This is a genomic window from Rhodanobacter sp. B05, assembly GCF_002001085.1.
Taxonomy (GTDB): Bacteria; Pseudomonadota; Gammaproteobacteria; order Xanthomonadales; family Rhodanobacteraceae; genus Rhodanobacter.
Map to the genome: position 1 here is coordinate 1 of NZ_MUNU01000003.1, position 12,143 is coordinate 12,143.

13 protein-coding genes are annotated in these 12,143 nt (G+C 60.3%); 9 read left to right on the forward strand and 4 right to left on the reverse strand.

Features of this window, described 5'->3' with window-relative positions; genetic code table 11:
• The coding region (locus B0E47_RS00030) for a hypothetical protein (protein ID WP_139351279.1) at positions 1 to 158 on the forward strand (158 nt) is incomplete at its 5' end.
• A 65-nt stretch (positions 159 to 223) separates the two neighbouring features.
• Here the strand turns inward: B0E47_RS00030 and B0E47_RS17315 are convergent.
• Positions 224 to 358: a hypothetical protein gene (locus B0E47_RS17315; protein ID WP_256363526.1), complete on the reverse strand. Its 135-nt coding sequence runs from the start codon at positions 356 to 358 to the stop codon at positions 224 to 226.
• A 237-nt stretch (positions 359 to 595) separates the two neighbouring features.
• On the opposite strand from B0E47_RS17315, the gene B0E47_RS00035 reads away from it, so the two are divergent.
• From B0E47_RS00035 to B0E47_RS00045, 3 genes are all read left to right on the forward strand, one after another.
• Positions 596 to 1,177, forward strand: coding sequence for a hypothetical protein (locus B0E47_RS00035; protein WP_077511240.1), 582 nt, complete (start codon positions 596 to 598; stop codon positions 1,175 to 1,177).
• A gap of 137 nt (positions 1,178 to 1,314) precedes the next feature.
• Positions 1,315 to 2,250 (forward strand): ATP-binding protein, encoded by a 936-nt coding sequence (locus B0E47_RS00040; RefSeq protein ID WP_077511242.1) that lies wholly within the window; start codon positions 1,315 to 1,317, stop codon positions 2,248 to 2,250.
• Positions 2,251 to 2,400: 150 nt separating this feature from the next.
• Positions 2,401 to 2,913: a hypothetical protein gene (locus B0E47_RS00045; protein WP_077511244.1), complete on the forward strand. Its 513-nt coding sequence runs from the start codon at positions 2,401 to 2,403 to the stop codon at positions 2,911 to 2,913.
• Positions 2,914 to 3,087: 174 nt separating this feature from the next.
• On the opposite strand, the gene B0E47_RS00050 is transcribed toward B0E47_RS00045, so the two are convergent.
• A complete protein-coding gene (locus tag B0E47_RS00050; RefSeq protein ID WP_077511246.1) occupies positions 3,088 to 3,330 on the reverse strand; it encodes a hypothetical protein in 243 nt (80 codons plus the stop codon).
• Between the two features lie 492 nt (positions 3,331 to 3,822).
• Between B0E47_RS00050 and B0E47_RS00060 the strand changes: the two genes are divergently transcribed.
• From B0E47_RS00060 to B0E47_RS00075, 4 genes are all read left to right on the forward strand, one after another.
• Positions 3,823 to 5,979, forward strand: a complete 2,157-nt coding sequence (locus B0E47_RS00060) for a toll/interleukin-1 receptor domain-containing protein (protein ID WP_139351280.1) — start codon at positions 3,823 to 3,825, stop codon at positions 5,977 to 5,979.
• Positions 5,980 to 6,087: 108 nt separating this feature from the next.
• The gene (locus B0E47_RS00065) at positions 6,088 to 6,519 is read left to right on the forward strand and encodes a hypothetical protein (RefSeq protein WP_139351281.1); all 432 of its coding nucleotides are present in this window, start codon (positions 6,088 to 6,090) and stop codon (positions 6,517 to 6,519) included.
• Between the two features lie 312 nt (positions 6,520 to 6,831).
• Positions 6,832 to 8,247 (forward strand): MBOAT family O-acyltransferase, encoded by a 1,416-nt coding sequence (locus B0E47_RS00070; protein ID WP_077511252.1) that lies wholly within the window; start codon positions 6,832 to 6,834, stop codon positions 8,245 to 8,247.
• 46 nt (positions 8,248 to 8,293) lie between these two features.
• On the forward strand, positions 8,294 to 9,415 hold the full coding sequence (locus B0E47_RS00075; RefSeq protein WP_254422749.1) for a hypothetical protein: 1,122 nt from the start codon (positions 8,294 to 8,296) through the stop codon (positions 9,413 to 9,415).
• A gap of 220 nt (positions 9,416 to 9,635) precedes the next feature.
• Here the strand turns inward: B0E47_RS00075 and B0E47_RS00080 are convergent, their stop codons facing one another.
• Positions 9,636 to 10,370, reverse strand: coding sequence for an SDR family oxidoreductase (locus tag B0E47_RS00080; protein WP_077511254.1), 735 nt, complete (start codon positions 10,368 to 10,370; stop codon positions 9,636 to 9,638).
• 28 nt (positions 10,371 to 10,398) lie between these two features.
• A complete protein-coding gene (locus B0E47_RS00085; protein WP_077511256.1) occupies positions 10,399 to 11,007 on the reverse strand; it encodes an NAD(P)-binding domain-containing protein in 609 nt (202 codons plus the stop codon).
• Between the two features lie 135 nt (positions 11,008 to 11,142).
• Between B0E47_RS00085 and B0E47_RS00090 the strand changes: the two genes are divergently transcribed.
• On the forward strand, positions 11,143 to 12,033 hold the full coding sequence (locus tag B0E47_RS00090; RefSeq protein WP_077511258.1) for a LysR family transcriptional regulator: 891 nt from the start codon (positions 11,143 to 11,145) through the stop codon (positions 12,031 to 12,033).
• Positions 12,034 to 12,143: the final 110 nt, after the last annotated feature.

Below are 12,143 nucleotides of genomic sequence, written 5' to 3' on the forward strand. Positions count from 1 at the left end.
TCGTCATCGTCTGCGATGGAACAGCCGAGGCAGACAAGCGGATTGCGCGGGTGTTGTGGAATGATCCGGCGACCGGGGTGATGCGGCATGCGGATGCGGGGTATGAGATTGCTGTGGAGTGTGCGAAGGAGCAGGGGTTGAAGTTGCCGATGGTTTGAGGGGTTTGAATGCGGTTTTTCTCAGCCGGTTAGGCGTGCGGTGCGCAGGGAGTAGCGTGCAACGCCTAGCGCAGCAGATGCAGGTAGCGCAAGTAGCGCTTCCGGTCGGTGTCATCGAGAAAACAGGGCAGGCGGTTGTTGCCGCGCTGCACGATGTGCTGAGGAATGCCGGGAAGGTTGAGTTGAGGTTGCCGGGCCATTGATTTGGAATCGTGGAAGGCATCTACGCAGCAGTAGCCAGCATCGCCGCGGCCTGTCGTAGGTATTGGGCGCAGTCGTTTGTGCGAAAGTGAACCTGACCCCGTTCGACCGGGACAAAGTGAAGGGCGGTAGTGTGGTGGAGTTCAAGCGACAGGCGTGATGGCGCGGGGCATCTGCATTTCGCATGTCTGCATCTCCATCTGTCGTTTTGCCCAATAGCGTTCTTCGAGGCCAACGTGGTCACCATTGAGAAGTCGGCAGCAGCAATCCAGCTCTTAGAGCGCGCGATCATCATGTACTTTGATGGTGAGCCGCTTTACTTCGTCGTCAACTTGGCTCAGCCCGCCCACTTAATTTTGAAAGACATGGCGCAGAGGGCGATGCCCGATACGTACTTCAGTAGCGTCGTGCATCGAGACATCAAGGAGCACGGTGCGGATGTGGCCCACGGAGTGCCGCTAGATGGGATCAAAGACTTCTTCAATGTTCTGCATGCACCTGCGAATTCGGCAAAGCACTTTCAGAATCCCGACGAACGCGTGGTTACGATTGAGGCTGACGACATCCATGCGACCTTCACTCAAGCCATCGGGCATGCCCTTGACTTGGGTATTTCCACCAACATTCTGACTGCCTTTGGAATGTGGCTTGTAGTCGCGCGGGGCCTTGAGGGATCAAAGGTATTGCCACAAGCTCGCGAAATATTTCCAGGCTTTGAAGGCATGACTGAAGCGGAGAAGTTGGAGGCGGGGCGCCGACTCATTCAGACCGTCGTGCAGACCGGGGAGGTTCCCCTTCCTCAGTTCGCGAAACGCTGAGATACCCTTTATTGCGCTTCTTCATTACCGGGCTGTGCTGGAGTTTAAAGACGACTAGTCAGGGAACTATTCCAATAAGTTGATTTAAGACGGACGGGTACGCTGTCGCATAATCACAACGTCAGGGGCCACAAGACATGCCCTCTCTTCTTGATAAGGGTTTGAAAGCAAAGCGCGAGTCAAAATTCGTCGACTTCAAGCGAGAATTTGACCCTGCATCGCCTGGTGAATGGTGCGAGCTTATAAAGGATATTGTCGCAATGGCCAACAGCGGCGGCGGCGTTATCCTTATTGGGATAGACGATGGAGGAATTCCGTCCAATGCTGATGTAACGGCGATTCTGGCTTTAGACCATGCGAAGGTGTTGGACAAGATTCGCAAATACACCGGATCGGAATTCGTTGAAATTGAAGTTCACGAAGCGCAGAAGGGCGCGGATACGATTGCGCTCTTAGAGGTCGCAGCGGTGGAAGTGCCGATAGTCTTCCAAGAGGTTGGCACATACGAGGGTCACGCAGGAAAGCAGAAAACAGCTTTTTCCAAAGGTACGGTCTATTTCCGGCATGGTGCAAAAAGCGAACCCGGCACGACGACTGACCTTCGCAATGTGATCGAGCGCAGGCTTAAAGCCATCAGGGCGGAATGGCTGGATGGCGTTCGCAAGGTGGTTACAGCACCGCAAGGATCGGCAGTTTCAATATTTGCAGGCGATGTCCGTGAAAGCGACGAAGTGGGCGCTGTACCTATCCGCCTAGTGACTGATCCCGAGGCGCCGGGATATCGCTTGATCGACCACGACACGACCTATCCTTACAGACAAAAAGAATTCATGAGTAAGATCAACGACATGCTTCCAGATGGTGTCAATGTCAGCACGTACGACATTCTCGCCGTTCGTAGGGTGCACGACATTGATCGTCAGCCTACGTATTGTCATACGCCTAAGTTTGGCAGTCCCCAGTACAGCGATAGCTTTGCCACTTGGATTGTTGCTAGCCACAAAGAAAACAACGAGTTTTTCGCGGAGGCGCGCAGTAAATACCATCAAGGTACGCATAGAAATGGTGAATAAAGGGACCGTGGCTAATTAAATCCGATCGTCGTCTGGCGGGATGAGTCTCCTTCTGGGCGAGGCGTCAGGGACAATTTATGGCTAGCTGTCGGAGGACGTAAATTGTGCCTGGCGCCATTGTTCACATCACTATCAGGACAGGGGGGAATCATGACCGTGACCGTATCCTTTGATTACAAGACCAAGCACACGGTGGAGGTTGACGGAAATCAGCACGTCGTGGCACGAGCCGCCATCCCGGCGTCTCCAGGACTTTACGTTATACGCAACAAGGCACAAGCAGCTCATGTTTATGCGGGGACATCGTCCAATTTGAAGCAGCGATTTAATGCTCGCTTTGAAGTTTTTCGGGAGACCGGGTTTGTCACTGCTGATCTTGCCGGTCTGCGTATCTATATCATTAAAATTCTGATCAATGGTGCTTCTCGCGCGGTTAACGACAACGGTATCATTCTTGTCAATGGTGTCGCTTTCGATGTCGAAAACCTGCTTATACGCAGCATCGTGGCTGTTAAACATTGCAACGTTCTCAATGTTGCCAAGTGGCAGACCTTCTCCAATCCCTTCAACGAGCAGTTGGATGTGAATTTTCTCAATTTCCCGCACTCGACCGCCTACTTCGTCCCGGGAAATTTTTACATGGCGGCCCATCACGTCTTGTGATTAGCCAAAATAAAGATCAAAGGGGACGTGGCTAATTAATTTCGTCGACCATGTTGGCTGACCGTGCCGGTGCGCTGCATTTGATTGGCCGCGTCCCCTTTGTCGCGCTTGCAGTTATCGCGGCAGGTTGATCACCCGAGGATCGAGGAAGCGTGATAGCTGCTCGACGAACCGTCAGCGCCCAGTAGCGGTGTAGGTGAATTTCTGGCCGGCGAGCGAGGCTTCATACATCCGCCCGCCCCTGGTGACGGTGAAGACGGCCATGCCCTTGTCATAGCCGCCGCCGCTGGCCGAACCACCCGCGCCAAATAGGGGGTCGGAGGTAATTAAGCCCGGATAACTACCTTCGTCCCTTTTGATTGAAGTGCTCTTGCTGCTCAGCGCGATGGCGGCTTTTGCAAGCTGGCTTGTGGGCATGGCTTGCGAAAGCTGCGGTATCGACGCCTGGCTCGCGCCATTCCGATCGAAACGACGCCTCTACTCGGTGATGCGGCTGGGTCGTGAGGCACTCGTGCGACGATGGCCGAACACGCACTTGAGCAAACTCATCAATCAGCTGCGCCACCCCAGTTCACAACTGCTCGATCAACTGGGTGTGCCGGCATGAAAACGTGGGGAAACCTCAGGGTCAGAGCGCACTTCTTTGAGGCTGCCGCCTTGGAAAGTCGACTCTGCCCCCGGTTTCTCTGCATCGCCATAGTCCTTCTCCGCGCACTCAGCTGGGCGTACCATCACCTGCAACGACTAAGCGCCGGGAAACAAGTCGGTCCGGAGTAGCCCAGGGGTCACCGAGAGCGCCGTGCCCGACGCTCGTGCAGCCCCTGTTTCCGCCTGCCGGCGAGGTGCATTGCAACGGCCGAAGGACTGGTCAAGCGGAAATCCAGTGACTTCACCGTTGTCCGGAGGGGAGTGTTGCCAGTGCTGGCGCAGGATTCCATCGCACCACCGTTCCGCTATTACGCCTTCATCAGCTACAGCCACCAGGACAAGGCCTGGGCCGACTGGCTGCACAAGGCGCTGGAGACTTATGCGGTGCCGAAACGACTGGTCGGCCAGACCACCGACGCTGGCGTCATTCCCACGCGACTGACGCCGATCTTCCGTGATCGCGACGAACTGGCCAGCGCCCATGACCTCGGTGGCAAGGTCAATGCCGCGCTGGCGCAATCGGCGAACTTGATCGTGATCTGCTCGCCGCGCTCGGCGACATCACATTGGGTGCAGGAGGAAGTACTCGCCTACAAACGGATGGGTGGCAGCGAGCGGATCTTCTGCGTGATCGTTGACGGCGAACCCAACGCCAGCGCCATGCCCCAACACGAGGCCGAGGAATGCTTCGCGCCCGCGCTTCGCGTCCAGTTTGACCGGCAGGGCCGAGCCACCGCGCTGCCGGCCGAGCCCATCGCAGCTGACGTGCGCGCCGGCAAGGACGGCAAGGCCAACGCCAAGCTAAAACTGATCGCCGGGATGCTTGAGGTGGACTTTGACCGCCTCAAGCAACGCGAGCTGCAGCGGCGCGCGCGGCGCCTGACAGCAGTCGCGGGGCTGGCGGTGGTGGTGATGGCAATCACATCCATTCTGGCCATCTTCGCGCTGGTCTCGCGCCACGATGCCCAGCGACGCCAAGCCCAGGCCGAAGATATTCTGGGTTTCATGCTTGGCGATTTGCGCGGCAAGCTTGCCACGGTCGGACGGCTCGACCTGATGGTGGCGGTCGACGACAAGGCCACCGCTTACTTTGGCACGCTGCAGCCGAGTGATCTCAATCAACATGCGCTGGAGCAACAGGCGCGTTTGCTGACCGGCATCGGTCAGGTGCGATTGGACCAGGGTCACGATAACAAGGCCATGCTGGCGTTTCACGACTCCTATGCGCGCAGCAGCGAACTTTTCAGACGTGAGCCCGGAAACGGTCAAAGATTGTTCGACAAGGCCCAGGCCGAATACTGGATAGGGTTCGCTTTCTGGCGCCAGGGGCAACTGGACAATGCGCAAGCGTGGCTACGACGTTATCGCGATAGCGCGCTGAAGCTTGCCGCGATGGATCGAACGAATTTCGCGTGGCAGCGTGAGGTTGCTTCCGGCCAGGAAAACCTGGCCACACTCGACTTGGCTCGCGGTCGCGACGAGCAGGCCGAGCGCGTTTTCCGCAACGCCTATGAGCTCTATCTTGGTTGGATGAAAACCCATCCGCACGACACCGGGTTGCGTGACGAGGCGGCCAATATTGCCTCTTATCTGGGTAGCCTGGCGATGCAGGACGGTCGGCTCGCGGAGGCGCGCGCCCGCTACACGGAACAGGTGGAATACCTCACGGCCAATCGCACTGCCGAGCCCGACAATGCGCAATGGAAATCGGAGTGGCCGGATGCGCGTCTGTTCCTGGTGGAGGTACAAGCCGAAACGGGTGACATTGCCGACGCTCGTCGTGGTGCTGCAGAGGCGACGGCCCTGGGCGAAGTGCTGGCCAAGCAGGACCCCACCAACAAGACCTGGCAGGTGCAGCTTGGCAAAGACTACTGGTGGGTTGCGCGTCTCGATTCAGGGGTGGCACCGGATCGGGCCATGACTGAAGCACTCAGCGCGGAACGCATCTTCGCCACCACGCGCGCCGTTGAAACGAAGGACAGCCTCGACCTGCACTGGTTGGCGAAGTCGCAGATGCTGCTTGGCGAACTGATGTGGCGACTTGGTGAGAATGCCGAAGCGACGACTTGGCTGTCTCGTGCCAATGCCGAGCTGGCACCGGCACTCGCCACCCAGCAAAACAAGGATGCTTACCGGTTGTTGCCGCCCGAGTTGCATTTGCTTCTGGGGGGCGTTGCGGCGCAACGTGGCGACGACGCTGCCGCACAGGCTGCCTGGTCCATTGCCGAACAGGAGTTGCGCGAGGGTACCAGGCAGCCTACGTTTGATCGCCTCGATCTGCTGGTACGCGTCTTTCTGGCGCAGCATCGCGACGCTACCGCGTCGCCCTATCTGGCACGACTGAAGGCAAGCGGGTACGTGCCGCTGTACCCGTGGCAGGATGGCCCAGGCACCCCGGCGACGGCCGAGTCGCGGTGACCGGCGCGCTCCACGCGGAGACAGTCGATCATCCATTCATCGGACCGGCGGACCGTGCGTCCACCGTTTGGGCCCTGAGCGGCCACACTTCACGCGGGAGCAATGGCCATGTCAAACAGCAATCTCACAGTGGTGCTCAATGTTTGCAACTTCCACAACAGCGACGGTTACTGGACCAATATCAGTGCCGCCAACGGGAGCCCCTACAGCTATCAGTATTCCGGCGGCAACGACCACGACCAGGATAGTCCGCAAGGCCATATTCCGCATGGCCATGTAAAGCACGCCGTCGGCCATGGTGCCGCCACCATTGAAGTGCAGTTGCGATGCGACCCACGTTACGTGTTCGACCAAGTGTCTTTCGATGGAAATGATCAAGGCCAGTTGGCTTGGCAACGCCAAGGCACGGATCCGAAAAGTCGAACAATCACGAACCAGTGCACCCACGCGACCACTACGCACTACAAGATCAAGATCAGGGATACGACGGCCAACACCACCCTCGACTGCGACCCGGTGATCAGAAATGTCCCGGTCTAGCAGAAAAAAGGGGGGAAGGTCTCAGGGACAATTTTTCAGGGACCACGCGGTCTCTAAATTGTCCCTGACATCATTCTTGAAGATCAAGGCGGGTTCGAGCCACTTCCTGTACCGGATCGTCCATCGTCGCCACCAGCAAACTGCGGCTCTGCGCCGGTTACGAAGCGATGGCCGGGTGCCCACGATTCCAAGCGACATGCTCCAAGCCCTCCCATTGCATTCGCCCTCGGGTCGGCCCATGCTCGCGCCCGCTCCAGGGGCTCGTGCGAAGTGGCGTTTCAGCAGCGGCTTGATCATTGACTGGGGAGAGTCATGGTCTTCAATTCGCTTACCTTCATCGCGTTCTTCGCGTGCGTACTCGCGCTGCATTCGTTGCCGCTGCCCTGGACCACGCGCAAGATCAATCTGCTGATCGCCAGCTACGTCTTCTACATGGCGTGGAATCCGCCGTTCGTCATCCTGTTGTGGATCTCGACCGTGGTTGACTGGTACGCGGCGCAAGGCCTGGTAAAAGCGCAGCGGCAGCGCGCCCGGCATGCATGGATGCTGCTGTCGGTAGTCGCCAACCTCGGCATGCTTGGCTACTTCAAGTACGGCCAGTTTCTGCTCGACAATTTCAGCGCGCTGATGGCGTCGCTCGGCGTGGTCTATCAGCCACCGCATGCCGACATCGTGCTGCCGGTGGGCATCTCTTTTTACACCTTTGCCACGTTGTCCTACACGCTGGACGTCTATCTGCGCCGCGCCAAGCCCGCGCGCAATTTCCTCGACTACGCGCTGTTCGTCACGTTCTTCCCGCATCTCGTCGCCGGGCCGATCATGCGTCCGACCGAACTGGTGCCGCAATTCGCCCAGCCGCGGCGCGCCAGCGCGGATCAACTGCGGTTCGGCCTGGCGTTGATGACGCTCGGACTGTTCAACAAGGTCGTGCTGGCGGACAGTTTCCTCGCCAATGTCGCGGAAAAAATCTACGACGTGGACAAGATTCCGGGTGCGCTCGACGCCTGGACCGCGACACTCGCGTTCAGCGGTCAGATCTTCTGCGACTTCGCGGGCTATTCGACCACGGCGATCGGCGCGGCGATGTGTCTGGGCTTTGCGATGCCGGACAATTTCCGTTTTCCGTATGCGGCGGTGGGTTTCTCCGACTTCTGGCGGCGCTGGCATATCACGCTGTCGTCGTGGCTGCGTGACTATCTCTATATTCCGCTCGGCGGCAATCGCCATGGCGAACGACGCACGTATGCGGCGCTGATGGCGACGATGCTGCTTGGCGGCCTCTGGCACGGTGCGAACTGGACCTTCGTGGTTTGGGGCGGATTGCACGGCCTGTATCTCGCGGCCGAGCGCGTGCTGCGTACGCGTTTTCGCGGTTATCGGCCCGGCCCGGCAGCGTTTGTCGCACTCGGCCTGCTCACTTATCTGCTGGTGAATCTGACCTGGGTGTTCTTCCGCGCCAAGACCTTCGGCAAGGCCTGGAGCGTGCTTGGCGGCATGCTTGGGCAGCATGCGGCGGCGAAACCGATTCTTGCCATGTTTTCGTTGATCTCGGTGGCGGCGATTGTCGCCGGTATCGTCGCCACGCACTGGCTGATGCGCGAGCGCACGCTGGAATCGGTGGTCACGCGTACGCCGGCGGTGGCACTGTCGGTCGTGTGGGCGCTGATGGCGTTTGCCATCGTCATCGCACAGGGAGAAGGCAGTGCCTTCATCTATTTCCAGTTCTGATCAAGATCGTTCTGATCCGACCCAGGTCGTCCAACGCGTCGTCAGCGTGTCGGGTGCCGAACGCCTGACCGCGGCAGATCGGCCCGGTGTCGCCCAGCCGGTACCGGTGCGCGACGTGCCACCACAGCCCTGGCGGCGAATTTTTCTGGGCGCGCTGACCATGCTGGTATTGCTGCTGGCGGCATGGGAAGGCTACTGGCGCGCCTATGGCGTTACCCCGGGCTACTACAACAGCAACGGCGAGTGGGCGCAGCAGCGGCGGCGCATCGACCAGGGCGAGGGTGGCAAGACCGTGCTGATCGGCTCATCGCGCGTCCTGTTCGATGTGCAGTTGCCGGTGTGGGAGAAGCTCGCCGGCGAGCGCCCGATCCAGCTTGCCATGGAGGGCACATCGTCAGTTCCCGTGCTCGAAGACCTGGCTGCGGATCCGAAATTCACCGGACACCTGGTGGTCGGTGTGGCATCGGACCTGTTTTTCAGCGGCTTCGCCTATCGCGGCGACGTGGTGCCGTATTACCACAGGGAAACCCCGTCGCAGCGCGTGGGCAGCTGGTTGTCGCAGCACCTGCTCGAACCCTTTGTCGCCTTCGACGATTCCGACTTCGCTCTCGCGACCGTGCTCAAGCGGCAGGCATGGCCGCAGCGACCGGGCGTCCCGGAACGCATGGACGTGCGCAAGCTGTCCGTGCAGGAAGCCGATCGCAGCACGCATATGTGGAGCAAGCTCGAGACCGATCCCGAGTATCGCGCGCTGGCGCGCAGCATCTGGGCACAGCATTTCGATGGGCCGCCGCCACCGAACATGGACACGCCGGAAAAGCTGCAGAAGGTTATCGACACGCAGATCCAGCGCGCCGTCGTCGCCGTCGCGAAATTGCGCGCGCGCGGTGTGCAGGTATTGTTCGTGCGTCCGCCCACGGCAGGGCGTTATCTCGAATTCGACGACAAGGTGTTCCCGCGCGCGAAAACCTGGGACGTGTTACTTGCCCGCACCGGGGCACCCGGCATCCATTTCGAGGATTACCCGGAACTGCAAGGACTGGAACTGCCGGAATGGTCGCACTTGAAGACGACCGACGCGCAGCGATTCACTGCCGCGCTTTACCGCATCATCGCCCGCGACTACTGGCGGCAGGATCGCGTGCGCCTGGCCGACTCGCCACGCTGAGGCCGCCAAGCGGTGGTCATGCCGGCATGTCCTTCGACTTCCTCGCTCCTCAAAGCTGTGGCCATCCATAGCCACTCCCCGCGTGCGGCCTTCCCCGGACCTGATCCGGGGACGAACGGGCTTAAGGAAGTGTCATTCGGGTCAGGTTCGCTTTCGGCGAGGATGTAAGTGAACCTGACCCCGCTTTTGCCGAATGAAGTAACCGGCCGGGCGTGGCGCGTCAGATTTGCGCCAGGCCGCCGTCGACGGCGAGCTCGCTGGCGGTCATGAAGCTGCTGTCCGACGACGCGAGAAAGGCCGCCGCCGCCCCGATCTCCGCCGGTTCGGCCATGCGCTGGAGTGGATTCATCGCGGCGAAAACCTTCAAGCCTTCCTCGCCCAATGCTTCCTTCGCCAGTTCGGTCGCCGTCGGCCCGGGCGACAGCACATTGACCCGGATGCCGGTGCCTTTCAGGTCCTCCGCCCAGGTCTTCGCGAGGTTGCGCACGGCCGCCTTGCTCGCGCTGTAGGCGCTGAAGGCCGGCGCGCCGGTGGTGCCGGCACTCGATCCGGTCAGGATGATCGAGCCGCCCTGGCCCATCAGCGGCAGCGCCTTTTGCACCGTGAAGATCGTGCCCTTCACGTTGGTGTCGAACGTTTCGTCGATGTGCTCGGCGGTGATCTCGCCGAGCGCAAGCAGGCTTCCCGTCCCGGCATTGGCGAAGACGATATCGAGGGTGCCGCGCTCGGCCTGCACCGCCGCGTAAAGTCGGTCGAGATCGGCCGGATCGGCGACCGAGCCCTGCACCGCGCGGGCATTCGGCCCGAGGTCGGCCACGGCGTCGTCGAGTACGTCCTGCCGGCGGCCGAAGATGAAGACGAAGGCGCCTTCCTCGATGAAGCGCTTTGCCGCCGCGCGGCCGATGCCGGTCGCGCCGCCGGTGATCACGGCGGTCTTTCCATTCAGTCGGGTCATGTCATGGATCCTTGGGTTGGGTAAGTGATTACGATCCTGCGACAGCTGTCGCCGCTCGCTCGGGTTCGTTCTTGAACAGGTCCTGGAAGATCAGCGGCGCCCAGTTCTTGTCCCGCACCTGTACCAGCGCGCCGCCTTCTTCGAGCTTGCCGAGATTGACGGGTGCGAAACCCAGTTGTTCGGCCAGCTCCGCCACTTGCGCTGCGGCGGCTTTGTCGTCGCTCGACAGGAACACGACCCGGCGGCTGCCCTTGACGTTCGGGTCGGCGGCCAGCGTCCTCGCGGGCAGATGATTGAAGCCCTTCACGAGCCGGGCACCGGGAAAGGCTTTGGCGACGTCGGCAGAAGACAGGCCCTCGAAACCGTTCATCGCGTCCACGACCGTCTTGCCCTGCCAGCTCGGCAGAGTCTTGGCGACCTCGCGATGTCCCTCGAAGAGAACGGCGAGAAAAATCACGTCCGCCTTCAGCGCTTCCTGCAGTGTCTTGGGAATGACCGTGGATCCGATCGCCTGCGCCTGTGGCAACAGGGCTTCGGGCGACCGCCGACTGGCGACCGCGACTTCGATGTTGTTGCGGGCGAAAGCGCGGGCGAGGGCCTGGCCTATGGCGCCGAAACCGATGATGGCGTAGCTCATGACATTGTCCTTTTCAGTACGGGAGGTGGAGTGGTGTGACCCGTTCGGGCCGGTTGCCCAACCAAGCTGGGTCGCTTGACGCATCAACACAATTGACGAAACATCGCTTAATACGATCTATTTTCCGGATAGTCCATGCTCGACAACGTCACCATCAACCAGCTGCGTGCATTCGTTGCGGTGTGCGATCAGGGAAGCTTCTCGGGTGCGGCGCGCAAGCTCGCACGGGCGCAGTCGGCCATCAGCCATGCGATCAAGGCGCTGGAAAGTGCGTTCGATGTCGAGTTGTTCGAGCGCAACACACGCAAGGCGCAGCTCACCGCGGCGGGGCGCAGCCTTTTGCCGGACGCACGGGCGGTGATCTCACGCACGGAAGAAATGAAGAACCGCGCCGGCGCGATCGCCAAGGCCGGGGTACCGCAGGTTTCGGTGGCGGTCGATGCCTACTTCCCGCGCACCCACCTGATCGACTGCTTGCGGACGCTGCAGGAAGAGTTTCCGACCGCAGCGATCAACCTGCGCATCACGACTATGCAGGGGGGTGAGAACCTGGTGCTCGAAAGGGTGTGTGCCCTGGCCGTCACGATCGAGAACGTGCCGGAGGTGAACCCGGAAGCCATCGAACGCCGCTGGCTGCGCGAGGCGGAGATGGTGACGGTATGCGCGCCATCCTATCCGCTCGCTTCGATACCCAAACCCATCCCCGTGGACGAGTTTGGCCGACGCACCCAGATCGTCGTCACGGACAATCAGCCCGAGGCAGAAAAGACCCAACAGGGCGTTGCCGGCAAGCGCCAGTGGCTGGTCAACGATCTCGGCGCCAAACGCGATCTGCTCAAGGCCGGCCTCGGCTGGGGGCACTTGCCACGGCACCTCGTCAGCGAGGATCTGGCAAGCGGCCAACTGGTCGAACTTGAGCGCCATGCCTGGCACATGGGTCCGCTCACGTTCGTGGTGTCGCAGCGCCGGGGTTACGATCTCTCACCATGCGAATCGCGGTTGGTGGAGCTCCTGGGCAGACCTTAGCTTCATGCGAATCGTGGCTGTCCGTATGGGTTATCGCTTAATGGGGCAGCAACAGGAGTCGTCAAATTGTCCCTGACACCATTCTTCTCATTCTTCTGACTATTTCACTC

What these genes read in the sequence shown, in the direction of transcription:
- B0E47_RS17315 (WP_256363526.1), bottom strand. Translation starts at nt 358, where the DNA reads ATGGCCCGGCAACCTCAACTCAACCTTCCCGGCATTCCTCAGCACATC.
- B0E47_RS00040 (WP_077511242.1), top strand. Translation starts at nt 1,315, where the DNA reads ATGCCCTCTCTTCTTGATAAGGGTTTGAAAGCAAAGCGCGAGTCAAAA.
- B0E47_RS00045 (WP_077511244.1), top strand. Translation starts at nt 2,401, where the DNA reads ATGACCGTGACCGTATCCTTTGATTACAAGACCAAGCACACGGTGGAG.
- B0E47_RS00050 (WP_077511246.1), bottom strand. Translation starts at nt 3,330, where the DNA reads ATGCCCACAAGCCAGCTTGCAAAAGCCGCCATCGCGCTGAGCAGCAAG.
- B0E47_RS00065 (WP_139351281.1), top strand. Translation starts at nt 6,088, where the DNA reads ATGTCAAACAGCAATCTCACAGTGGTGCTCAATGTTTGCAACTTCCAC.
- B0E47_RS00070 (WP_077511252.1), top strand. Translation starts at nt 6,832, where the DNA reads ATGGTCTTCAATTCGCTTACCTTCATCGCGTTCTTCGCGTGCGTACTC.
- B0E47_RS00080 (WP_077511254.1), bottom strand. Translation starts at nt 10,370, where the DNA reads ATGACCCGACTGAATGGAAAGACCGCCGTGATCACCGGCGGCGCGACC.
- B0E47_RS00085 (WP_077511256.1), bottom strand. Translation starts at nt 11,007, where the DNA reads ATGAGCTACGCCATCATCGGTTTCGGCGCCATAGGCCAGGCCCTCGCC.
- B0E47_RS00090 (WP_077511258.1), top strand. Translation starts at nt 11,143, where the DNA reads ATGCTCGACAACGTCACCATCAACCAGCTGCGTGCATTCGTTGCGGTG.